This window comes from Ruminococcus sp. AF37-20 (assembly GCF_003460465.1).
In the GTDB taxonomy this organism is placed as follows: Bacteria; Bacillota; Clostridia; order Oscillospirales; family Ruminococcaceae; genus Hominimerdicola; species Hominimerdicola aceti.
This window is the reverse complement of record NZ_QTVE01000010.1, coordinates 19,658-44,147: the sequence shown is the minus strand read 5'-3', so window position 1 is coordinate 44,147 and position 24,490 is coordinate 19,658. Positions and strand designations below refer to the sequence as shown.

The 24,490-nt window shown below is 43.9% G+C and carries 23 protein-coding genes; 19 read left to right on the top strand and 4 right to left on the bottom strand.

Annotation, left to right across the window (positions count from 1 at the left end; genetic code table 11):
- Window positions 1-99 precede the first annotated feature (99 nt).
- From guaA to DW015_RS08040, 6 genes are all read left to right on the top strand, one after another.
- Entirely contained in the window at window positions 100-1,635 is a 1,536-nt protein-coding gene (guaA, locus tag DW015_RS08065) for a glutamine-hydrolyzing GMP synthase (RefSeq protein ID WP_117905269.1), read from the top strand.
- A gap of 282 nt (window positions 1,636-1,917) precedes the next feature.
- Window positions 1,918-3,096, top strand: a complete 1,179-nt coding sequence (locus DW015_RS08060; RefSeq protein WP_117905268.1) for a CDP-glycerol glycerophosphotransferase family protein — start codon at window positions 1,918-1,920, stop codon at window positions 3,094-3,096.
- 116 nt (window positions 3,097-3,212) lie between these two features.
- Window positions 3,213-3,917, top strand: coding sequence for an IspD/TarI family cytidylyltransferase (locus tag DW015_RS08055; RefSeq protein ID WP_117905267.1), 705 nt, complete (start codon window positions 3,213-3,215; stop codon window positions 3,915-3,917).
- A 15-nt stretch (window positions 3,918-3,932) separates the two neighbouring features.
- A complete protein-coding gene (locus DW015_RS08050) occupies window positions 3,933-5,006 on the top strand; it encodes a galactitol-1-phosphate 5-dehydrogenase (protein ID WP_117857103.1) in 1,074 nt (357 codons plus the stop codon).
- A gap of 110 nt (window positions 5,007-5,116) precedes the next feature.
- Window positions 5,117-6,976: a CDP-glycerol glycerophosphotransferase family protein gene (locus DW015_RS08045; RefSeq protein WP_117905266.1), complete on the top strand. Its 1,860-nt coding sequence runs from the start codon at window positions 5,117-5,119 to the stop codon at window positions 6,974-6,976.
- 30 nt (window positions 6,977-7,006) lie between these two features.
- On the top strand, window positions 7,007-7,687 hold the full coding sequence (locus DW015_RS08040; RefSeq protein ID WP_038672690.1) for a ribulose-phosphate 3-epimerase: 681 nt from the start codon (window positions 7,007-7,009) through the stop codon (window positions 7,685-7,687).
- A 119-nt stretch (window positions 7,688-7,806) separates the two neighbouring features.
- On the opposite strand, the gene DW015_RS08035 is transcribed toward DW015_RS08040, so the two are convergent.
- Both DW015_RS08035 and thrB read right to left on the bottom strand, forming a co-directional pair.
- On the bottom strand, window positions 7,807-8,349 hold the full coding sequence (locus DW015_RS08035; protein WP_117905265.1) for a DNA-3-methyladenine glycosylase I: 543 nt from the start codon (window positions 8,347-8,349) through the stop codon (window positions 7,807-7,809).
- Window positions 8,346-9,233, bottom strand: a complete 888-nt coding sequence (gene thrB, locus DW015_RS08030) for a homoserine kinase (protein ID WP_022287036.1) — start codon at window positions 9,231-9,233, stop codon at window positions 8,346-8,348. Before thrB ends, DW015_RS08035 begins: the two co-directional genes overlap by 4 nt.
- 119 nt (window positions 9,234-9,352) lie before the next feature.
- Between thrB and DW015_RS08025 the strand changes: the two genes are divergently transcribed.
- A complete protein-coding gene (locus tag DW015_RS08025) occupies window positions 9,353-9,826 on the top strand; it encodes a hypothetical protein (protein WP_117905264.1) in 474 nt (157 codons plus the stop codon).
- Between the two features lie 44 nt (window positions 9,827-9,870).
- Complete coding sequence (locus DW015_RS08020; RefSeq protein WP_117857111.1) at window positions 9,871-10,332, top strand: hypothetical protein; 462 nt, start codon at window positions 9,871-9,873, stop codon at window positions 10,330-10,332.
- Window positions 10,333-10,378: 46 nt separating this feature from the next.
- Here DW015_RS08020 and DW015_RS08015 read toward each other — a convergent pair whose 3' ends face one another.
- Window positions 10,379-11,617 (bottom strand): homoserine dehydrogenase, encoded by a 1,239-nt coding sequence (locus tag DW015_RS08015; RefSeq protein ID WP_117905263.1) that lies wholly within the window; start codon window positions 11,615-11,617, stop codon window positions 10,379-10,381.
- 52 nt (window positions 11,618-11,669) lie between these two features.
- On the bottom strand, window positions 11,670-12,116 hold the full coding sequence (locus DW015_RS08010; RefSeq protein WP_022287034.1) for an ACT domain-containing protein: 447 nt from the start codon (window positions 12,114-12,116) through the stop codon (window positions 11,670-11,672).
- A gap of 300 nt (window positions 12,117-12,416) precedes the next feature.
- Between DW015_RS08010 and DW015_RS08005 the strand changes: the two genes are divergently transcribed.
- The 11 genes from DW015_RS08005 (at window position 12,417) to DW015_RS07955 (ending at window position 24,479) form a co-directional block, all read left to right on the top strand.
- Window positions 12,417-12,728, top strand: coding sequence for a hypothetical protein (locus tag DW015_RS08005; protein WP_038672679.1), 312 nt, complete (start codon window positions 12,417-12,419; stop codon window positions 12,726-12,728).
- A gap of 33 nt (window positions 12,729-12,761) precedes the next feature.
- Complete coding sequence (locus DW015_RS08000; RefSeq protein ID WP_117905262.1) at window positions 12,762-13,808, top strand: V-type ATPase subunit; 1,047 nt, start codon at window positions 12,762-12,764, stop codon at window positions 13,806-13,808.
- A gap of 32 nt (window positions 13,809-13,840) precedes the next feature.
- Entirely contained in the window at window positions 13,841-15,787 is a 1,947-nt protein-coding gene (locus DW015_RS07995) for a V-type ATPase 116kDa subunit family protein (protein ID WP_117905261.1), read from the top strand.
- 134 nt (window positions 15,788-15,921) lie between these two features.
- Window positions 15,922-16,371 carry an ATP synthase subunit C gene (locus tag DW015_RS07990; protein WP_022287030.1) on the top strand — a complete coding sequence of 150 codons (450 nt, stop codon included), beginning with the start codon at window positions 15,922-15,924 and terminating at the stop codon, window positions 16,369-16,371.
- A gap of 1 nt (window position 16,372) precedes the next feature.
- Window positions 16,373-16,681, top strand: coding sequence for a V-type ATP synthase subunit F (locus DW015_RS07985; protein ID WP_117905260.1), 309 nt, complete (start codon window positions 16,373-16,375; stop codon window positions 16,679-16,681).
- Window positions 16,682-16,700: 19 nt separating this feature from the next.
- Window positions 16,701-17,282, top strand: coding sequence for a V-type ATP synthase subunit E (locus tag DW015_RS07980; protein WP_117905259.1), 582 nt, complete (start codon window positions 16,701-16,703; stop codon window positions 17,280-17,282).
- Window positions 17,283-17,295: 13 nt separating this feature from the next.
- Window positions 17,296-19,059 carry a V-type ATP synthase subunit A gene (locus tag DW015_RS07975; RefSeq protein WP_117905258.1) on the top strand — a complete coding sequence of 588 codons (1,764 nt, stop codon included), beginning with the start codon at window positions 17,296-17,298 and terminating at the stop codon, window positions 19,057-19,059.
- The gene (locus tag DW015_RS07970) at window positions 19,056-20,459 is read left to right on the top strand and encodes a V-type ATP synthase subunit B (protein ID WP_117905257.1); all 1,404 of its coding nucleotides are present in this window, start codon (window positions 19,056-19,058) and stop codon (window positions 20,457-20,459) included. Before DW015_RS07975 ends, DW015_RS07970 begins: the two co-directional genes overlap by 4 nt.
- A gap of 223 nt (window positions 20,460-20,682) precedes the next feature.
- On the top strand, window positions 20,683-21,306 hold the full coding sequence (locus tag DW015_RS07965; RefSeq protein ID WP_038672664.1) for a V-type ATP synthase subunit D: 624 nt from the start codon (window positions 20,683-20,685) through the stop codon (window positions 21,304-21,306).
- Between the two features lie 192 nt (window positions 21,307-21,498).
- Window positions 21,499-22,101, top strand: coding sequence for a DUF308 domain-containing protein (locus DW015_RS07960; RefSeq protein ID WP_181979879.1), 603 nt, complete (start codon window positions 21,499-21,501; stop codon window positions 22,099-22,101).
- 296 nt (window positions 22,102-22,397) lie between these two features.
- Window positions 22,398-24,479, top strand: coding sequence for a glutamine synthetase III (locus tag DW015_RS07955; protein ID WP_117905255.1), 2,082 nt, complete (start codon window positions 22,398-22,400; stop codon window positions 24,477-24,479).
- The last annotated feature ends 11 nt before the right edge of the window (window positions 24,480-24,490 follow it).

The following is a 24,490-nucleotide window of genomic DNA, read 5'->3' as shown; positions in this document are numbered from 1 at the left end:
CCATGCTTCAAAGAGTGTGTAAATTGCTCTTGAAAAAGGGACGGCAACGTGTTATAATATTTATGTATTTCAAAAAACATAAGGAAAAGAGGTAAATATATGTCACATGAGAAGATACTGGTGCTTGACTTTGGCGGACAGTACAATCAGCTTATCGCAAGACGTGTGAGAGATCACCACGTTTATGCAGAGATAAAAAGCTTTGAAACTCCACTTGAAGAAATAAAAGCAGCAGGCTATAAGGGCATAATCTTCACAGGCGGACCAAACTCCGTTTATGATATGACTTCTCCGCATTATGACAAGGCTATACTTGACCTTGGCATACCGGTCCTCGGCATCTGCTACGGCTGTCAGCTTATTTCATGGATGAGCGGTGGAAAGGTAGAAAGCTGTAAAAAGAGCGAGTACGGCAAGATAGAGATAACAGCCTCCGCAGAGAGCAAGCTTTTCAAGGACGTTCCTGATAAGAATATCGTATGGATGAGCCATACCGACTATGTCAGCGAAGCACCTGAGGGCTTTGTTATCACTTCCCATTCAGATGATTGCCCATGTGCGTCAATGGAGAATGCAGAGAAGAAGATATATGCCGTTCAGTTCCACCCTGAGGTAACTCACAGTGAGTATGGTAATGTCATTCTGAAAAACTTCCTCTATGAGGTCTGCGGCTGTAAAGGCGATTGGGTAATGGATAACTTTATCGAGAACACAGTTGCAAAGCTTAAAGAGCAGATAGGCGATAAGAAAGTAGTTTTGGGACTCTCAGGCGGAGTTGACTCATCAGTTGCCGCAGGACTTATCAGCCGTGCAGTGGGCAAACAGCTCACCTGCGTGTTCGTAGATCAGGGCCTTATGAGAAAAGACGAGGGCGACTTTGTTGAGGAAACTTTCACAAGACTTTTCGATATGAGATTTGTAAGAGTAAACTGTCAGAAGCAGTTCCTTGAAAAGCTCAAGGGCATAACAGATCCGGAGGAAAAGAGAAAGACTATCGGAACAGAGTTCTATAAGGTATTCTGGGATAAGATCAGAGAAGAAGCAGACGGCGGATTTTTCGCACAGGGTACTATCTACCCTGACCGAATCGAAAGCGGAAAGGGCGACGCTGCCACAATAAAAACTCACCACAATCAGGTTAAAATGCCTGAGGACATCAACTTTGACGGCGTTATAGAGCCTCTTGGCGACCTTTTCAAAGATGAGGTAAGAAAAGTCGGCGAAAAGCTCGGCATACCAAAGGAGCTTGTATGGCGTCAGCCGTTCCCGGGACCTGGACTTGGCGTAAGAATAATCGGTGAGATAACAGAGGATAAAATAAAGGTGCTGCAGGAAGCAGACGCCGTTTTCCGTGACGAGATAAAGAAAAGCGGAATTGAAAGCAGCCTGAGCCAGTTCTTTGCAGTTCTCCCGAACGTCCAGACAGTAGGCGTAATGGGCGACCACAGAACCTATGACCACCTTATAGCTATCAGAGCCGTAACAACAGACGACTTCATGACAGCCGATTGGGCAAAGATACCATACGATGTTCTTGCAAGAATATCCAACAGGATAACAAATGAAGTAGACCATGTAAACAGAGTAGTTTACGATATAACCTCAAAGCCACCGGGAACGGTGGAGTGGGAATAATACGATACTCCAAGGCTGTGAACGCACCTCGTTCACAGCCTTTTTCACACTCACTTTCATTATTCAAATAATTTTACAAAATTACAAATACCCCCTTGACACTTCTCCCGTTCTGCACTATAATACTACACAAGAGAACTTTTTTAGCGTTGTGCATACGTTAAAATGGGCATAATAAAGCTCAGAAAATAAGCTTTTTTGTGAGATGTGCCGCAAAAGTGTCCTGTTATTTGTTAAAGTGTAGACAAACGGCGCATAATATGATATAATGTAGGGTGAGAAATGAGCGGTTTAAAACAGGCGGTCAGAAACACCGCCAAGATCATAATGTTCAAAGGAGTATATCCCCTTTGCTATAAAGTGTCAAGCCTTAGACCTTTGAGAAAAAACAAGGTCATCTTTGCCGAGATAAGAAGCGGTACGCTGACGGATAGCTTCCGCTATATCTATGAGGAGATAAAGACCAGAGGACTTGATACGCAGGTCTATTACGTCCATAATAATAAGGGCGGAATGGGCTATCTGCTGAGATATCTGAAGCTTACTTGGCTAATGGGAAACGTGGGTTGCGTTTTGCTTAACGATACCTGTAATCTGTTCGGCGCTTTTAAGTTCAGAAAAGGCACAAAGGTCATTCAAACATGGCATTCCTGCGGAGCTTTCAAAAAGTGGGGAGAAAGTATCACCGACCTCTCTTTCGGCGAGTCGCTGGAAGAATTGAGGAAGTTCCCTGCCCATACAAGCTATACACTTTGTACCGTCAGCAGTAAAGAGTGCATATGGGCTTTCAAGGAAGCTTTCGGCTTTGACCTTGATAATAATAGCGTGCAGGCAATAGGCGTATCTCGTACCGACTTTTTCTTTAAAGAGGAAAATCGTGTGAAAGCCTTTGAAAATCTCTATAAAAATTGCCCGAGCGCACAGTATAAAAAAGTCCTGCTCTATGCCCCGACCTATCGTGGGGACGCTGATAAGGCTTATATCCCCGAAAAGTTGGATATAAAAGCCCTTAAAGAGAATTTCGGCAGCGAGTGGGTGCTTCTTGTAAAAAGACACGGATTTGTTAAAAAGGAGTGGGATATCCCCGAGGATTGTCAGGACTTCGCCTTTGACATAACAGAACATATGCCTATCGAGGATCTTCTTTTTACTGCCGATATGTGCATAACCGATTATTCTTCGCTTATTTTTGAATATTCGCTCTTTGAAAGACCTATGATATTCTACGCTTTTGACCTTGACCAGTTCTATGACTATAGAGGCTTTTATTATCCCTATGACTATAGCTTCCTCCCGGGACCAATAGTTAAAACCAATGAGGAGCTTATAAACGCCATAAAGCAGGGAAAAGCCGACCCTACTGTCATTTCTGATTTCAGAGAAAGATTTATGGGCGCTTGCGATGGCCGTTCTACCGAAAGGATAGCCGATTATATTATGTCACAAAACAGCGAATACTAATTTATGTAGGGGTGAACAGCGTTCGCCCGTTGACTGCCGAAACTTTATCGGCGTATCACAATGATTTATTTGTCAGATACATTATTATAATATAAATATCAGTAAGGAGTTTGTCTATGATTTACGGTGCAATGCTCGCAGGGGGATCAGGTACAAGAGTTAAAAGCTCAAAAATACCAAAGCAGTTTATCGAGATCGGAGGTAAGCCGATCATAATCTATACCCTTGAAAATATGCTCAAGGTCAAGAGATTTGATTATATCTATATCGCCGTCCATAAGGACTATGAGGACTATATGAACGAGCAGGTGAAAAATAATATTCCTGAAAGCGAAAAGGTAAGGATAATTCTCGGCGGCAAGGAAAGAATGGATACTATAAATAATGTCACCACCGCCATCACAAATGATAACGGACTTCATGATGACGATGTTATCGTTATCCACGATGCCGTAAGACCTTTTGTTACAGAGAAGATACTCAACGATTCCATAGATTGTGCCGCAGAATACGGTGCTTGCGTTTGTGGACTTCCATGTGCAGATACTATCCTCCATTCAAAGGGAGGAGAGTATGTTGAAGACATCCCTGTCAGAAGCGAGCTTTACAGCGGACAAGCTCCCGATAGCTTCCGCCTTGCCCACTTTATCCAAATGCAGGATAACCTCACTGAGGAGCAGAAAAAAGTCATCACAGGCACTTCGCAGATATGCACAATGAATAACCAGCCTATCCACCTTATAGAGGGCGACGCTATTAATTTCAAGATAACAACAGACAGCGACCTGCTTATTGTCAGAACGCTGCTTGGCGGTAAATAGAAAGGACTTTTTTTTATGAAAAGCTTAATAAACATACCCGAAAAGATGAAAGCACTTGTGCTTTATGGCGTGGGCGACCTGAGAGTAACTGAGGTAGACGTGCCAAAGCTTGAAAAAGGCACCGTATTGCTGAAAATAAAGGCGTGCGGAATTTGTTCAAGCGATATGCCAAGATGCTTTGTAACAGGAACTTACCACTTCCCGACCATACCCGGTCATGAGTTTTCAGGTCAGATAGTTGCAGTTGGCGATGACGTTGACGAAAGCCTTCTCGGCAAACGTTCCTGCGTGTTCCCAATGCTCCCTTGCAAGCATTGTAAAGCCTGCAAAATGGAGGAATATGCACAATGCTCAGGCTATAGCTATTTCGGTTCAAGACAGGACGGCGCATGGGCTGAGTACCTTGTTGTTCCGGTATGGAATCTTGTTCCGTTCGACGATACCCTCGATTATAAAACAGCAGCGCTCTGCGAGCCTGCCGCTGTTTCAATGCACGCTGTAAATATCGGTGACATCAAAGAGGGTCAGAACGTTGTTATCATAGGCACAGGTACAATAGGCTTTATGATAGCACTCTTTGCAAAAGAGAGAACAAAAACAGGTAAGGTGGTTATCGCAGGCCGTTCAAAGAATAAGCTTGAGTATGCAAAGAAGCTGGGCTTTGACGTTGTTGATACAGGCGTTGACGATCTCCCTGCACAGGTGAAGAAGATAATAGGTATCGACGGAGCAGACGTAACATTTGAAGCTGTCGGCTCAAACGAAGCTATCGCCTCCGCTATCGAGTCAACAGGCGCTCTTGGCAGTATCGTTCTCGTTGGCAACCCGTCAACAGACCTTATCCTGCCTAAGAATATCTATTGGTCAATACTGAGAAAGCAGATAACAGTCAAAGGCTCATGGAATTCCAGCTATAACAGCAGAGTGAACGATTGGAAGAAAGCCCTTGAAGTTTTCGAGCATAGCGACGTAAACTTTGCCGATCTTATCACACATACATTCACAATAGAGGAGAACGAAAAGGCATTCTCCGCTATCAGAAACACAGGCGAGTTCACCTTAAAGGTAATGTTCACATTTGACGATTAAACAGTCTGCTGTTTGTAAATTTGAGTAAAAATTCTGTAGTCGCTTTTCAAGACCTGAAATGAAAGTTGAGGGAAGCTTTAAAAGCGGTGGAAAGTAAGGAATAGTTTTAAATGGATAATATGACTCCCGAATTAGAAGAGATATACGGGAACAGAAGAAAGACTATTGAGAGATTAAAAGAGAGAAACAAAAAATTCGCAGAGCTTACAAGAGTAGAGTTCAAAAGAGTTATCCTCCATATCGAGGGCGAGCTTGTGGGCTTTGAAAAAGACGAGCTTGCAAACTTGTCGGCAAGATTTATCACGCAGGATAGAACTCTTATGTTCCCTGCCCAGCATTTTGAAGTGAGCGGAACTCATTTTCATCTGACAGTGAATATAATGTCCGCCAATAACGAAGCTCCTATCGCCACAGGCGACTATGACCTTAAAATATTCACAAAGTATAAGGGCATGAATAAACCACAGATATCAACAGATACAGTGGATTATGTCCTCAGTGGCAGTACGCTTCTCAAGCTCACCTATGATAGCGATGGCAGATGCCTGTCAAAACAGGTGCTTACGAACGAGTATCCTTGTATCATATCCGATAAAGTGGAAACTATAGAGGACGATACAAAGGCGAACCCTATGAACTTCAAGCTCAGACGAGGCGCAGAAAACCTTTTCTATGCCGAGTCTGCAAGCGATATGGATACACTCGAATATAAGCTTGCCGTCACCTATAAAGAGCCTAAGCCTTCCCAGACCTTGCCAAAGCGTATTGAGAAGAAGCTTCAAAACCGTAAGAAGCTTATCATAAGAGATGTTTACGGCTTAAAGATATGGTGCTTTAAAAAGGCGTTCTCGTTCTTTAAGCATTTTGCTAAGAAAAACGGGGATATTATCCTCTTTGCCAGCGGTTCGAGAGCCGAGATAGGCGGAAACGAGAAGGTCATCTATGACCGCATGATAGAAAGAGGACTTGACAGCAAGTATAAGTTCAGATTTGACTTCAAAGCAAGTATCACTGTCAATAGGTCGATACCTGCCATGATAAGGTTCGTCTACTATCTTGCAACCTCCGATATCATTCTTATAGATGATTATTACCCTGACATCTACCTTGTGGATTATCCTAAGAACGTCAAGGTGCTTCAGGTTTGGCACGCCTGCGGAGCGTTCAAGTCATTGGGCTTTGAAAGACTGGGCAAGCCGGGCGCACCTCCGTTCAATACAAGGGTGCATAAGTGCTATACCCACGTTCCTGTAAGCTCCTATCATTCTGCGCTCCACCATGCAGAGGGCTTCGCTATCGACGAAAAGAAGTTCTATCCTGTGGGTATCCCAAGAACGGATATCTTCTTTGATGACGAATATAAAGCCAAAACAAGAGAGCAGATGCTGGAAGTTTTCCCTGAGTGCAAAACTGCAAAAACAGTTTATATGTATGCGCCGACCTTCAGAGGAGATAACGCAAATAATGCTCATTTCCCATTTGATAAGCTTGACCTTACAGCATGGGGCAAATTTCTTGATGAAACGGATTCTGTCCTTATCGTAAAGCTCCACCCGTTTGTAAAAAGGCGTATCGAAATACCTGACGAGTATGCTCACAGAATACTTGACGCCTCCGACTACAGAGAGGTAAATGATATTCTCTTTATAGTTGACGTGCTTATCACAGACTACAGCTCTATCATATATGAGATGTCACTGCTTAAAAAGCCAATGCTTTTTTTTGCTTTCGACCAAAAGTATTATGAAGCAACAAGAGATTTCTATGAGCCGTATGAGGAGCTTGTTCCTGGTAAAATAGTCCACGATTTTGATGAGCTTATGACCGCTCTCAGAGATAAGGATTACGAGTTTGAGAAAATGGAGGGCTTCATAAAGAAGAACTTCAAGTATACAGACGGCAAGTCCACCGACAGAGTAATAGACCAGCTTATCATGGGCTTTGAGCCTGAAGATAACAGCAGAAGATAAAAAAAGATGAATAGAAACAGGAGGATCAGAATGGACAATGGTATGATATCAGTCTCAATGATGTGCGTCCATCTGGGACAGATAAAGGAATATCTTGACGCTTTTAAGCGCAACAATATCGAATATCTCCATATAGACGTAATGGACGGCTCATTTGTGCCGAATTTCACACTTTATCCTGATTATGTAAAACAGCTCCGTGATCTGACGGATATCCCATTTGATTTTCATTTCATGATAGAAAAGCCTGAGGAAAGGCTCCAGTGGTTTGATATCAGAGAGGGCGATTATGCGGCAGTGCATTATGAAAGCACAAAGCATATCGCAAAGTGCCTGCAATATCTCCGTTCTATAGGTGCAAAGCCTATCTTGGCTATCAATCCCGGCACACCTATCTGCGTGGTAGAGGAAGCCGTAGACTTCATAGACGGTGTGCTTGTCATGACAGTAAACCCTGGCTTTGCAGGACAGAAGCTTGTGCCTAACACGGTGGATAAGGCAAGACGTCTTAGAAAGTGGCTTGACGAAAACGGCCACGAGGACATCATCATAGAAACTGACGGCAATATGTCAAACGAGAACTGCCGCAAGCTTTACGAAGCAGGTGCAAGAATGTTTGTCGCAGGAACATCGAGCCTTGTTAAGCCGCAGGTAGAGGGTATAGACGAAAGGATAGCCGAAAACCGCAAAAATATTTGTCCTTTGGGATAAAAAATTGAAAAATGCAGCCGCTCTGTACATTGTGCAGGGCGGTTTTTACATTGTTTATGAGAATACGAAAAAGCGGTGCAGAGTTTCCACTCCGACACCGCTTTGCTTATATCTTTGTTTTATTTTTCTCTATAAAGTCCACATTCCCTATCATGGGAATATATCACTCCCACCGCCTGCAAAAACGAATATATTATCACGCTTCCCACGAACTTCATTCCACGCTTTTTCAAGTCTGCAGAGATCCTATCGGACCATTCGTTGGTAGTTTTATCGCACTCATACAATATTTCTCCGTCAGTAAACCTGCAAAGATAATCATAAAAGCTCCCATGCTCCTTCACAATATCCCGAAATATTCTTGCATTAGAAATACTCGCCCTAATTTTCAGCTTATTTCGCACAATAGAACTGTCAGAGCAAAGCTCTGCGATCTTCTCTTCGTCATATCCACAGACCTTATCAAGGTCAAATTCATCATAAGCTCTGCGGAAATTCTCACGCTTGTTCAGTATGCACTCCCACGAAAGCCCAGCCTGAAAAGACTCCAGCACAAGCATTTCAAACAAATAGCTGTCATCAGTCCTGAGAACGCCCCATTCCTTGTCATGATATTCCACATACTTTGGATTTTTCAGGTCGCACCATTTGCACCTGTTCATATAAGCTTCGTACCCTCGTTGTCAATGTGAAATTCCTTTACCTGCCAGCCTTTAAGCCCTGCATTGTCGAGAGAAAATTTCATCTTGCCTGCGAAATATTGATTGCTCTCATCTACAATAGCCATGATAGTTGGACCTGCACCGCTTATGTATGCCGCATATGCACCATGAGTGTACGCAATGTCAAAAACGTCCTTGCAGTGGGGTATAAGCGCCATTCTGTAAGGCTGATGAAGCCTGTCATCAACTGCCGTTTTCAGATTTTCAAACTTGCCTGTAAGAAGCGAAGCCGAGAAAAGCGCCGCACGGGAAAGGTTGTAAACTGCGTCCTTGTGTGAAACTTCCTTAGGCAGACAAGCCCTCGCTTCCTCAGTTTTCAGCTCAAAATCAGGTATTATCGCCACGAATTTCAGCTTTGTGAAAACCTCCTGCTTTACCCAGTGTACCTTTCTTCCGTCAAATACTGCCGTCACGATTCCGCCCAGCAGTGCCGGAGCAGTGTTGTCAGGGTGACCCTCTATCTGTGCCGCAAGGTCAACAAGGTCGTCCTTTGTGAGGGGATCTCCAAGCATTTTGTTTGCTCCCACAAGCCCTGCGATTATGCAGGCAGAGGACGAGCCAAGTCCTCTCGCCATAGGAATGTTGCTCGTCTGTATGAGTTTAAGTCCCTCCAGCTTTTTTCCGCATACCGCAAAAAGGTCTTTGGCAGAAATGTAAATGAGGTTTCTCTCGTCCGTAGGAATGTCAAGCCCGTCCGCCGCCGTTATGTCTATCTTGTCGCACTCCTCCATTTCAATGTAGTTGTAGTAAGTGAGCGCAAGACCCAGTGCGTCAAAACCGGCGCCAAGGTTAGCCGACGTGGCAGGTATCTGTATTTTTATCATGGTGAAAACTCCTTTATATGTAAAATGTACGAATAATCGCAGTTAAAATTGTCTTTTACATCAATTGACAATTAGTTGATATTATGCTATCCTTTGATTAAAGAAAGGGGGGCGAGCAAATGAATAGAAAAATAATTATCGCTCTGTGTGCATTGTGTCTCTGTGCATTTTGTTCATGCAGTAAAAACGAAGAACAGAACAACTCGTCCGAAAAACCGACCGAAACAACAGCGGTGACAACAGTTTCAACAACGACCACCACCCCAACCACCTCAGAGCTTGTGGCAGACACTCCGCCGCCGTATATGTACTATGAGGGCAAAACATATACCTCACTTTACAAAGCCGAAGAAACTCTTATGTCAACAGACGATAAGATGACCGAAAGGCTGAACGGCTATGAGTTCGTAGGAAACACCCACGAATTTTTTAACGTCGGTGAGATGAAGTCAGATTTTGATGTGACTTCACTGCCTGATAACGCCAAGGTCTATCATGACCCTGACAAAGCAGATGACGGTGACCCGTTTATAATTGCCTTTGAAGAAAACGGACAAACCACCCTCTTTTATATGAATTTGCTCAGTGAATAACATACTGTAAAAAACGCAATTGATTTCTTTGAGGGGGACTTATTATGAAAAAGAAAACAGCAGTTATTATTCTGGCATTTCTGGCAGTATGTCTTTGCTCATGTTCAAAAAGCAAAAATGATAGCGGAATAGACTCCGAATATGTTAAAACAGAGAGTGTTGTAACTGAGGAGAGCACAGAGGAAACAACAGAGGTCAGGGGAGCTGATATGTGTCCATTGTATATGTATTATGAGGGCGATCTGTATATCCCTGCGGTCAATCCTGAAGACAGACTGATCTTTGATACAGCCGAGTTAAAAGACTATAAGTATGTTGGAAAAACAACACAATGCAGTGATTGCAGTGGCTTAACAGAGAATTTTAGGGTCACCATTCTTCGTGATAATGCAAAGGTCTATTATGATCAGAATGAACCTTTGGACGGCAAGCCTTTTGCTCTGATGTCTATTAATGAGAACGGCACTGTTTGGATAGCATATCTCAAACTAAATGATCGTGATTAAATATGTAAAGCGGCGGAGTTTTGATCCGCCGCTTCTTGTTTTTTTATCAGTATATCCTTATCTTGCTTGCGATCTCAGCGGAGTGTGAAAGGATAGTCAGGTTAGCGTCAATGTCAGCCTCTTTCATGTTCGGCGTGATAAACGCAAGCTCGTTCTCTGTCCTGCCCGAACGCTCTATATACATGAGCTTTCCGAACATCTCAGAAATAGATGACTTGAGCGCCTCAGCATTTTCAGCCTTTATGCGAACATACATTGAAACGTCCATATCCTTGTAAGGCGCAACAAAGTTCTTGTCATCACAATCTTCCCATGTAAGAGCAAGCACTCTGTGATGATGCTTCAGACAATCGATAATGTCGCCTACTACCGCTGATGCTGTAGGAAGCTTGCCTGCACCCTGTCCGTAGAACATAACGTCGCCAACGCCGTCGCCTGTTACGCTGATAGCATTGTATACATCGTCAACAGACGCAAGAAGATTTGACTTTGGCACAAGTCTAGGACAAACGATAGCACTCACTCTGCCGTCATCAAGCTTCTTTACTGAGCCGATAAGCTTTATAACATATCCTGCGTTTGCAGCATATTCAACATCATCAAGTGTGATCTTTGTTATGCCTGAGCAGTGTACCATTTCAGGATAAATGTGCTTGCCGTATGCAAGTGAGCCAAGTATGCAGATCTTTCTGCAAGCGTCCTCGCCCTCAACGTCAGCCGTAGGGTCAGCCTCAGCATAACCAAGCTTCTGAGCCATTTTAAGAGCATCATCAAATGACATCTGCTCTTTTATCATCTTTGTGAGAATGAAGTTTGTTGTGCCATTGAGGATACCCGATATCTGAAGTATCTCGTTTCCTGCCAGACACTTGTTAAGCGGTCTGATGATAGGTATACCACCGCCAACGCTTGCCTCGAACAGATAGTTGCAGTTGTGTTCCCTTGCTATTTTAAGAAGCTCTGCACCCTTTTCCGCAACTAGCGCCTTGTTCGATGTAACAACGCTCTTGCCGTGTTCAAGAAGCTTCTTTGTGTAGTCATAAGCGAAAGTCGTTCCGCCTACTACCTCGGCTACTACTTCTACCTCGTCATCATTGAGAATGATGTTGAAGTCCTTTATCATTTTGTCTGCAAATGGAGAATCAGGGAAATCCCTCAGATCAAGAATGTACTTGATGTCACATTCCTTGCCGACCTTTTTTGAGATAGATTCACGGTTTTTCATAAAAAGCTCTACCGTACCAGAGCCTACAACGCCATAACCGATAACTGCTACTTTACACATAAAAAATCCTCATTCCTAATAAATTATATATTGTTAAAATCTTATTTTACCCTTACTCTCCCGATATTATCTTGACTTCCACAACGCCGTGAACTTTAGAAAGCTCCTCCGTAAGCACGTTGGTGCTAAGTGCGTCATGCTCAAATCTTACCGAGAATGTCACCGTCGCCACCGAGTCGATAGGGATATTCTGGTTTATGGTCAGAATATTCGTGTTCAGCTCGTAAAGCCGTGATATAATGGAGGAAAGCACTCCCTTTTCATCTCTCAGTATGCAGTATACCGAAACGATGTTGTTTGTGAGCTGTTCTTCATAATTGAATACGGAGTCCTTGTATTTGTAGTATGCGCTCCTCGATATCCCCACCTTGCGGCAGGCTTCCGATGAAGTGGAAACTTCGCCCCTTGCCCTCATGCGCTTTGCGGCAAGCACCTTTAGCACAATGTCAGGAAGCACCTCAGAGCTTACGATAACAAGTTTGTTTTGCCCGTTCTCCAATTTTAGTCCACCTCCAAAGTACAGATGTGTGCGTGATAAATACAAGTTTACCACTTTTGTCCCCTTTTGTCAAGTGACCTGACCGCAGATATTCAACTAATTTTTCAAATTCAGGGTAAAATAAAATGTGTATTCTGACTAAAATCATTACACATAGAGCAATTTGTCCAAAGAAAAGTCATATGGATAGTGCAAAGTATATAAATAGTACGGCTTTGTACCCCTTCAAACTTGCTATTTAGGACAAAAAGGTGTACAATTAATGTTATGAAACTATCCTGCCTGAAAGGGGAGAATAATATGGATATGATAGCAGAAATACTGCAAACAGATAAAGCCGCTGCAGGCAAGCTTGAAAAAGCAGATATGGAAAGCGGCGAACTGCTGGAGCGCACAGTGAAAGAAGCGCAGGAGCTGAAAGAAAACGCCCTGAAAGAAGCCGAAGCCTATAAAACGCAGAAAGCCAAAGAGGTCACAGAGCGTATAAATACCGAAAGCGAAAAGATAACTTCCGCACAGAACGAGAAAACAACGGTTCTCGATAAAATATTTGAAGAAAAACATACTCAGTGGGAGAAGGAGATATTTGATAATATCATCTCTCCGAAGTAGAGCAAAAATTCTCCGTGAAAGGTGCTGAAAAATATGCTTGACAGCTGGTCTGCCAACGGAACAGTGGCGAAAATAAAATATATCCACGGCAGAATGTTTACTAAAGAGAACTATCATGAAATGCTCATGCGAAGAACAGTTCCCGAAGCTGCAGACTATCTTGCACATTCAGCCAGATATAAAGACGCCTTCCGTGACGTTGACCCTAATACCGTCCATAGAGGTTTTGTGGAGGCGCTTCTTCAAAGAGAGAATTTCAATACCTATATGCGCCTGTGCAGATTTCAGGAGCTTGATAAACTGCCTTTTTATGACTTCCTTATAAAAAGCAAGGAGATAGAATGTATTCTGTCCATGATAAACAATATAAATTCAGGGCTTGATAATTCTTACCTTAACGACCTTCCCGGCTATGTCATAAAACATTCAAAGGTGAGCCTTCTTGAAATGAGCCGAGCCGAGAACTATGAACAGCTTCTTAAAATACTAAGAAATACACCGTATTATAAGATACTGGTGAAAATACCGCCTTTGGAGGACGGCTCAGCGGATTATACCGAGTGCGAGCTAAGGCTGAGAACAGCCTATTATGCTGAGCTTTTAAATACCGCAAAGCATGATTTTTCCGAAATGCAAAGCAAACAGCTCTCTGAAATGATAAGCCGAGAGATAGACTGCCTTAATATAATAAACGCCTACCGTATGAAAGCCTTTTTTGGCTACTCTTCCGAGGAGATAAAAAAACGGCAGATAAGAATAAAAACAGGCACAGGCTCAGTTAAAAGACTTGATAAGTATTATGAGCTTGAAAGCCCTGAAGATATGCTCGAATGGGTGAAAAGATCAAAGTATTCAAAGGGTTGCAAACAGACCTCTGAATATATCGAAAGCATAGTGCGAAGTTCACAGTTTGCCTATCTTTCTCATATCCTCGCCCAAAGCACCGCCGCACCTGTTTCACTCTATGCCTTTATGAAACTGTGCAGTACGGAAGCCTTGAACATCGTGCATATAATCGAAGCGATAAGATATAATGCCGACCCCTCGGCAGTTGAAAAGGATCTTATCATCACCGCCTGAGCGGTAAATTCTCAGGAAAGGAGATAATGTGATTGGCTATAGAAAAAATGTCCCTTGTGAATATAGCAGGTCTTATGGACGAGCTTGACGCCACCTTGAAAAGGTGCTGTGAAAGCGGCTGTTTTCATATCGAGCCTGCGGGCAATTCTCCCGACAGCGCAATGAAGCCCCTCAGCGAGAAAAACGAGTATGACCGACCTCTGAAAGAGCTTGCCCAGCTTTCCGCACAGCTTGGTATAACTCTAAAGGAAACTGATTTTACTGACTGTGACCTGTCAGCTCCGCAGGATTTTAACTCCCTGTTTGAAAAGTATAATACCCCTTTCAGCGAGCTTAATACAAAGCGGCTGGAACTTACCCAGCGCATCTCAGAGCTTGGAGGAGCGGTCAGACAAATAGACCACCTGAAAGGTATGCACAGCGACTTTCAGCAGCTTTTCTCAATGAAGTATGTTTCCGTTCGTATCGGAAAGCTGCCTGTGGATAACCTGCCGAAGCTTGACTATTATGACGAGAATTTCTTCTTTGTCCCCTTTGAAACGGGAAAAAGCTTCTGCTGGGGAATGTATTTCGTCCCTGAACGTGATAAACAGCGTGTTGATGATATCTTCCACTCAATGTATTTTGAAAGGATACGGATACCGTCCTATGTATCAGGCGACGCAGACGAAGCCTTGGAAAAGCTAAAACAAACTATAGACGCAGATACAGTTGAGAACGCAAAGATAAACGAGCAGATAAACGAGCTTGCCGCAAAAGCAGAGCCTGAACTGCAAAAGGCTTTCTCAAAGCTGAGATTTATCCACGATACCTTTGACCTGCGGCGAAATGCCGCCGCACTAAACGATAAGTTTTATCTTAAAGGCTTTATCCCCGAAAAGGAAAAAGGCCGCTTTGATAAGCTTTTCGAGGATATGCGTTCAGTGTCAGTGGTCTATCTTCCACCTGACGCAGATGCTTCATGTGAGCCGCCTACAGTGCTTAAAAACAACTTTTTGACCCGACCTTTCACAATGCTTGTGGAAATGTATGGTCTGCCTGAGTATAAAGGCTATAACCCGACAGCCTTCGTGGCAATAACCTATACTCTGCTTTTCGGCATAATGTTCGGAGACTTGGGACAAGGACTTCTTATCGTCCTTGGCGGACTTGCCTTGAAGAAAAAGCTGGGAGCAAAAATAAGCGGTCTTGTCACACGCCTTGGCATATCAAGCATGATATTCGGTACTCTCTATGGCTCGTTCTTCGGTTATGAAGAGCTTTTAGACCCCGTGTTTGAGAATATAGGACTTGACTTCCTTCCCCTAAAGGTTTTCAAGCAAACGAACTTTATCCTCATAACTGCCGTTGCCATAGGTGTGGCACTTATTGTTATCTCAATGATACTCAATATCTATATCGGCTTTAAAAATAAGGATTACGAAAAAGCCATTTTCGGCTGTAACGGCATTGCAGGACTAGTGTTCTATAGCTCCGTTGCGGCAGGACTTGTTGGAACGCTCATGTTCGATGTAAAAGTCATGTCCACTCCGTTCGTCATCTTCCTTATCGTAATACCATTGGTGTGCATATTCTGCCGAACACCTTTCTCTATCGCCGTGAAGTATAAACAGTGGCGCTTGTCCGAGGACGAGGAAAAAATGACCGTGGGCAACTTTATTGTTGAGAACTTCTTTGAAATGTTTGAGTTCCTGCTGAGCTATGTTTCAAATACTATGTCATTTCTCCGTGTGGGCGGATTTGTCCTCTCCCACGCAGGCATGATGCTAGTGGTAATGACCCTTATGGAAATGTGTTCCGCCGCCGCACAGCCATTTGTGCTTGTGCTTGGCAACCTGTTTGTAATGGTAATGGAGGGCATGATAGTTGCCATTCAGATAATCAGACTTGAGTTTTATGAGATATTCTCCCGCTTCTATGAGGGCGGCGGAAAACCATTCGAGCCTGTTGGTGTAAAATTTACTGCACAAACAGAGTAAAATCTCATTTGTGTAGGGGCGAACATCATTCGGTCACTTGCCGTGACGGGCATTTTTACCCCGACCATTATCCATACCCGTACAATGTAATTCGTAAAATCTAAAGTAAAAATAATTTTTTGGAGGAATCAACTATGCTTATCTATTTCCTGCTCCCACTTATAGCAGTCGCACTTCTTTGTGTACCATTCATTTTCACCGCAAAGAAAATAAAGAACGGAAGATCGCCAAAGGGTGCTTTTATCGGTAATCTCTGTACATTTGCAGGCATAATGCTCTGCGCTCTTATCGTCCCTGTAGGTAACTTTGTTTCAGCCGCAAGCGAGGAGGGCGTTAAGGCCGCCCTTTCAACAGGCGCAGGCCTTGGCTACCTTGCAGCAGCCCTTGCCGTTGGACTTTCCTGCGTAGGTTCAGGCATAGCCGTTGCCGCAGGCGCTCCGGCCGCTATCGGTGCAACCTCAGAAGACCCTAAGAACTTTGTAAAGGCTCTTATCTTCGTTGTTCTTGGCGAAGGTATCGCCCTCTATGGACTTCTTATCGCTATCCTTATTATCTCAAACGTAGGCACTGCATTGGGCATTTAACATGAGATTTTATCTTATCAGTGATAATATAGATACCCAGATGGGCATGAGACTTTCAGGTATCGAGGGCGTTGTGGTGCATACCTCCGAGGAGGTGTCAAACGCACTTGATAAGGCTATGGAAATGAAAGACGTTGGCGTTGTGCTTATGACAGAGCTTGCAGTCAAGCAGTGCAGAGAAAAGGTCTATGAATATAAGCTCACAAGAGAAACGCCCCTCATAGTTGAAATACCAGACCGCCATGCCACATCAAAGATATCTGATACCATTTCCCACTATCTCGCAGAAGCAGTGGGAATAAAGCTGTGATTTTGATAGGAGTTTAGTAATGGAAAATCAGACGATCAAACTTGAACGCTTCAAGCAGGCTGTCTTTGAGGACGCTGAAAAGCAGGCAAAGCTCATAACCGAAGCCGCTGATAAACAGCGTGAAAACGAGCTTGTTCAGGCGAAAATAGAAGCACAAAGCCTCGCAGACTCAAAAAAAGCCGCCGCAGATAAGACCGAGGAGGCAAGAGCCGTAAGGGAAATATCTTCAAAACAGCTTGAAGCTAAAAGAAACGTGCTTTGCCATAGAGAAAAGCTTATAGACAGCGTTTTTGATAACGTAAAAAGCAGGCTTGCGACTTTCAAAGCAAGCAGAGATTATAAGTCTTGGCTAAAAGAAAAAGCCGAAAAATGCAAACAGACCTATCCCGAGCATAAGGGCGTTATCTACCTCTCACCTGAGGATATGAAATACGCCTCTGACCTTGCAGACTTTGAAGTAAAAAGCCGAGATTCCATAGAGCTTGGCGGTATGCTCATGGTCTATGAGGATATGGGTATAGCACTTGATTATACCTTTGATTCAGCATTTGAGGGGCAGCGTTCAGCCTTTACTGAAAAAGCCGAGCTAGTGCTTGGGTAATAAGGAGTTTTTTATGGATAAAATATATTCGGTAAACGGACCTGTAGTAAAGGTTGCAGATACGAAAAGCTTTGCCATGCAGGAAATGGTCTATGTGGGCAAAAAGCGTCTTATCGGCGAGGTCATAAGAGTGCAGTCTGATTTTACCACCATTCAGGTCTATGAGGGCACAACAGGGCTTATGCCAGACGAGCCTGTCATCTCAACAGGCGCACCCATGTCCGCAACCCTCGGCCCCGGTATAATAAATAACATCTTCGACGGCATAGAAAGACCTCTCAAAAAGCTTGAAGAAGTCTCAGGCGCTTTTATCGCTGACGGTGCAGACGTAAGCTCGCTTGATACAGAGAAAAAGTATCCCGTTACAATGACAGTGAAAACAGGGGATAAGCTTTCCGCAGGGTATATTTATTGCACCTGCCCCGAAACGCCACTTATCACACATAAGTGTATGCTTTCCCCTCTGTCAAAAGGCGGAGAGGTCATATGGACTGCCGAAAACGGCGACTATACAATAAATGACGTTGTGGCAAAAATAAAAGCCCCTAACGGTGCAGTGGAGGAACTCACCCTCTGTCAGAAATGGCCTATCAGAACATCAAGACCATGCAAAAACCGCCTGCCTATTACAAAGCCGTTGGTAACAGGTCAGCGTATCGTTGATACTATACTGCCTGTTGCAAAGGGCGGAACAGCCGCTATCCCAGGTGGTTTCGGCACAGGCAAGACCATGACCCAGCACCAGCTTGCAAAATGGTGTGACGCAGATATAATCGTCTATATAGGCTGCGGCGAACGTGGAAACGAAATGACGCAGGTGCTTGAGGAGTTCTCAGAGCTTATCGACCCGAAAACACAAAGACCGCTTACCGACAGAACAGTGCTTATCGCAAATACCTCAAATATGCCTGTGGCTGCCCGTGAAGCCTCTATCTATACGGGCATAACCCTTGCCGAGTATTACCGTGATATGGGTTATCATATCGCAATTATGGCAGATTCCACCTCACGTTGGGCAGAAGCTCTCCGTGAGATATCAGGCAGACTTGAAGAAATGCCTGCCGAGGAAGGTTTTCCTGCCTATCTGCCGTCACGAATTTCCGAGTTCTATGAGCGTGCAGGCTATGTTGAAACTCTAAATGGCAAGGAAGGCTCTGTTACTATAATCGGAGCAGTTTCGCCCCAAGGCTCTGACTTTTCCGAGCCTGTCACACAGAATACAAAGCGTTTTGTACGCTGTTTTTGGGCACTGGATAAATCCCTCGCCTATGCAAGACATTATCCTGCAATAAACTGGAACACAAGCTATTCCGAGTATGCAGAAGATCTTGCCGATTATTATAACAAAAACGTCAACGAGAATTTCATGAAAGTCAGACAGGAGATATCAAATATCCTCGTTGAAGAAAATACCCTTATGGAGATAGTTAAGCTCATGGGTACTGACGTCCTCCCTGACGATCAGAAGCTTCTTATCGAAACCGCAAGAGCCGTAAGAGTAGGCTTTTTGCAGCAAAACGCCTATCATAAGGACGATACCTACGTCCCCCTTGATAAGCAGTACCGCATGATGAAGCTTATCACAGATTTCTATGCCCTTGCAAAGAAAGCACTTTCACAGGGCGTGAACGTTGATAAAATAATAGGCTGCGGCTGGATAGAAAAGCTTATCAAAGTCAAGTATGATATACCGAACGATAAAATAGAGCTTTTTGACGAATACGAAAAGAATATGAAAGCCGATATGGAGGCTTTGACAGGAGGTGCAGGAGCGTGAACGTAAAATATATCGGTCTAAGCGAAATAAACGGACCGCTCGTTGCACTTGACCATGTAAGCGGCATTTCCTATGACGAAATGGCAGAAATAAAACTTGATGACGGCACACGTCGCCTTGCACGAGTTGTAGAGGTGGAAAAAGACAGAGCCGTTTTGCAGGTTTTCGAGGGAACAAAAGGACTTTCCCTTGTTAATACCACCACAAGCTTTCAGGGCAAGCCTATGGAGCTTGCATTGTCTACCGAAATGCTGGGCAGGATATTCAGCGGAGCAGGCAAGCCTATCGACGGTCTGGGAGAGATCTTCCCCGAAAAGTATCGTGATATAAACGGCTCGCCCCTTAACCCTGTTTCAAGAACATATCCTAGAAACTATATAAACACAGGAATATCCTCCATAGACGCTCTTACTACCCTTATAAGAGGTCAGAAACTCCCTATCTTCTCAGGTTCGGGACTTTCCCATAATAAGCTCGCTGTGCAGATAGTTAGGCAAGCGAAAATCGCCGACGAAAACGGACAGGATTTCGCAATAGTTTTTGGAGCAATGGGCGTAAAAAACGACGTTGCAGATTATTTCAAACGCTGCTTTGAGGAAACAGGCGTTTTGCAGAGAGTAGCAATGTTTTTAAACCTCTCAAACGACCCTATCATAGAGCGTATCCTCACTCCAAGATGCGCCCTCACTTGTGCCGAATATCTTGCCTTTGAGCATGATATGCACATTCTCGTTATCCTCACAGATATGACTTCCTATGCCGAAGCCTTGCGAGAGTTCTCCTCATCAAAGGGGGAGATACCGGGAAGAAAAGGCTATCCGGGCTATCTCTATTCCGACCTTGCCTCTATCTATGAAAGAGCAGGCATTATAAAGGGTGCAAAAGGCTCTGTTACGCAGATACCGATACTCACCATGCCAAATGACGATATCACCCACCCTGTCCCTGACCTTACAGGCTATATAACCGAGGGACAGATTGTTCTTGACAGAAACCTCGACCAAACAGGCGTTTATCCTGCTGTTTCTATCCTGCCGAGCCTTTCAAGACTTATGAAAGACGGCATAGGCGAGGGCTATACAAGGGAAGACCACCAAATGGTGTCGAACCAGCTTTTTGCAGCCTATGCAAAGGTGCAGGATGCAAGAAGCCTTGCCTCCGTTATCGGTGAGGAGGAGCTTTCCGATACCGATAAAGCCTATCTGAAATTCGGTACGCTTTTTGAAAAGCATTTTATCGACCAAGGCTTTGACGTGAACCGTTCCATAGACGAAACTCTCGACCTAGGCTGGAGCTTGCTCTCCACCCTGCCGAAATCAGAGCTTGACCGTGTTGACGAAGAACATCTGGAGCATTACTACAGTGCCGAAAAAGCTAAGGCACTTTTTGCAGAGGACTAAAATTATAATGGGACACATTTGTGCCATACAAATAATTATGTAAGGGCGGTCACTCGTCGTGACGAGCATTTTACGCTACACTTTTTGTTAATGCGACATATTTGCACCGCATAAAACAATTATGATAAAAAAATCGGGTAAACGATGTTCGCCCCTGCTGGATCTTTAGACCATACTAGATTTTTTAATGATACAGTGATATAATAGAAAGAGGGTGTGACCAATGGCTGAACAGCAGGTCTTTGCCACAAAGGGAAATCTTATACTTTATAAAAAGGCTCTGAAGCTTGCCGCATTGGGCTATGAGCTTCTGGACAGAAAAAGAAATATCCTTATAAGAGAGCTTATGAGCCTTGTTGACAAAGCAGGGGAGCTTAGAGGAAGCATTGAGGACACCTACAAGGAAGCCTACAGCGCACTCCAGCTTGCAAATATCTCCATGGGTCTTGTTACACCTTATGCAAATTGTATCCCTGTTGAAACAGGCGTTGAGATAAGCACAAGAAGCGTCATGGGCGTTGAGCTGCCAAAGGTCACCCTTAAAGAACGCCCTCTGAAAGTCACATACGGCTTTTCTCAGACCGATTCTCAGCTTGACAGAGCCTATCTTGCCTTTGAAAAGGTAAAACAGACCACAGCAGTCCTCGCAGAAGTGGAAAACAGTATCTACAGACTGTCCGTAGCCATAAAAAAGACACAGCGCAGAGCAAACGCCCTACAAAACATAATCATTCCAAGAAATGAACACATAGTGAAATTCATTACTGACTCTCTTGAAGAAAAGGACAGAGAAGAGTTCTCACGAATGAAAGTAATAAAGGCGGCAAAGCTAAAGTCGGCAAAATGATAATTGTAATGGCGCGGCGTAATTTCTGCAATGTTATTGCAGGGGCGGTCACTCGCCGTGACGGGCATTTCACGTTGTGCATTTATTAATGCAACACCTTTGTACTGCACAAATAAATTGTAGGGACGACCTGAGGTCGCACGTCTAGTCGCCAGCTTGCAGTATTATAAAAACATGAAAGGAAAGATAAAAATGGAATATATCAAAAAAGTATTCAGAAGCTATTGGGTATTGTCCATATTCTGCGTAGTGCTGGGCATCGCACTCATAATCGACCCTAATTTCTTTACCGACGCCATAGGCTATGTTATTGGTGGACTTTTCACCGCATTCGGTGCAGTGGAGCTTATAAGATACTTCGCCATGGGCAAAGACGACCAGAGCTATTCTTCAAGCCTTGTGAGAGGGATCATCCTCGCCGCCATAGGTATTTTCATTATCATAAGACCTGATTTTATCCCGAAAGTCATTGCCGTTGTCTGCGGACTTTATATGCTCATAAGCGGCATCGTGAACATTCAGGACTCCCTTAACCTCAGACGTGCAGGTGTAGAAAGCTGGAACGTAAGCTGTATATCAGCTGCTGTTACCACTCTCGTTGGTATACTCCTCCTCTTTGACCCTCTTATTTTAGGCGAAACCGCAATGATAGTCCTTGGTATCGCTCTGCTCGTTTCAGGTGTGACGAATATCTTCGGCTGTTTTACCGCAGGCTCAAAGCTCAAAAAGGTAAAGAAGCTTATGAAAAAAGAGCTCAAAGACAGACCTGATAAGGATCATTATATAGATATTTAGGATATTATCGCAGGGGCGACCTAAGGTCGCCCACTTTTTTCACTATTTTAGCAGTTTGAAGTATTTCTTTACAAAAATATGTGCATTTTATTGACATGAGATGTGATTTCACAAGTTTCAACAAATATTTTTGCGTCGATTTGTAAAAGTCTATAAAAATTAAAAAAAGCCTTGACAAATGAGGTCAAAAGGTATATACTCATAACTGTAAACAGCAAAGGCGCTGTGAACCGATCAGGTTCGCAGTGTCTTTTTTTATTTCTTTAGACTATAATTTATAATAGGAGGAATTCAATATGGCAAACGTTCCTGAATATTTCGGCTCAGACGTATTCAATGAATCAGTGATGAAAGAAAGACTTCCAAAGGCTACATACAAGGCTTTGAAGAAGACTATCGACAACGGCGATCCACTTGATATCGAGGTTGCAAACATCGTTGCTAACGCAATGAAGGATTGGGCAGTTGAAAAGGGCTGCACACATTACACTCACTGGTTCCAGCCAATGACAGGTCTTACAGCAGAAAAGCTCGACAGCTTTATCTCACCAACTGAGGACGGTCACGTTATCATGGAGTTCTCAGGCAAGGAGCTTGTTAAGGGCGAACCTGACGCTTCTTCTTTCCCTTCCGGCGGATTGAGAGCAACATTCGAGGCAAGAGGCTATACGGCTTGGGACCCAACTTCATACGCATTCATTAAGGAAAAAGCACTTTGTATTCCTACTGCTTTCTGTTCATACAATGGCGAAGCGCTTGATAAGAAAACTCCGCTTCTCCGTTCAATGGAGGCTATCAATAAATCAGCTCTCAGAATTCTGAAGTTGTTCGGCTCAGACGCAACAAGAGTTACATCAAACGTTGGTCCTGAGCAGGAATACTTCCTTGTAGACAGAGAGATGTATGCAAAGAGAGAGGACCTTATCCTTGCCGGCAGATCGCTTTACGGCGCACCTGCTCCAAAGGGTCAGGAGCTTGAAGATCACTATTTCGGTACTATCAAGACAAGAGTTCAGGCTTACATGAAAGATCTTGACGAGCAGCTCTGGAAGCTTGGTATCTACGCTAAAACAAAGCATAACGAGGTAGCGCCTGCTCAGCACGAGCTTGCTCCTATCTATGGCACAACAAATATCGCCACCGACCACAACCAGCTCACAATGGAGATCATGAAGAGAACAGCCAGAAAGCACGGCTTCAAGTGCCTGCTTCATGAGAAGCCATTCGCCGGCATCAACGGTTCCGGTAAGCATAACAACTGGTCTATCTCAACAAACACAGGTGTAAACCTCCTCGACCCTGGTAAAACACCTGCTGAGAACGCTCAGTTCCTTCTGTTCCTTACAGCAGTTATCAAGGCTGTAAATGATTATCAGGATATCCTGAGAGCTTCAGTTGCTTCTGCCGGTAACGACCATAGACTTGGCGCTAACGAAGCTCCTCCGGCTATTATTTCTATCTTCCTTGGCGACGAGCTTACAGGCGTTCTCGATGCTATCGTAAACGGCGTTAAGTATGAGGACAAGAGAGTTGAGATGGAGATCGGTGTTGACGTTCTTCCACACTTCCCTAAGGATACAACAGATCGTAACAGAACTTCACCATTTGCATTCACAGGCAATAAGTTTGAGTTCAGAATGCCTGGTTCAAAGCTTTCAGTAGCAGGTCCTAACACAGTTCTTAACACTATCGTTGCTGACGTTCTTGATCAGTTTGCTGACGAGCTTGAAAAGGCTGACAACTTCCAGGACGCTCTTGACGATCTTATCAAGAGAACTATCAAGGAAAATCAGAACATCATCTTCAACGGCAATGGTTATTCAGACGAGTGGCCTGTTGAAGCTGAAAAGAGAGGACTTCTTAACCTTAAGTCAACTCCTGAAGCTGTTCCTACATTCCTTGCACAGAAGAATGTTGACGTATTCTCTAAGTACGGTGTTTATACAGAAACTGAGCTTCAGTCAAGAGTTGAGATCCTCCTCGACGAGTATTGCAAGACGCTCAATATCGAGGCTCTTACAATGATCGACATGGCTAAGAAGGAGATCCTTCCTGCTGCTGCTAAGTATATCAAGGATATCGCAAAGACTGCTGAGCTTGCAAAGAGCTGCGGTGCTGAAACTGTATTCGAGGAAGAAACCGTTAAGGAAATTTCAGCTCTCGTAACTGAGATGTACAAGGCACTTGGCACACTGGAAGCTGATGTACAGAAAGTACACTCTATCGAGGACACACAGGAAATGGCAAACTTCTTCCACGATACTATCTTTGCAGATATGGGAGCTCTCAGAGTTCCGGCTGATAAGATCGAAACACTGGTAGGCAAGGAGTACTGGCCTTATCCAACATACAGCGACCTGCTGTTCTACGTTAAGTAAGGGACAATTCA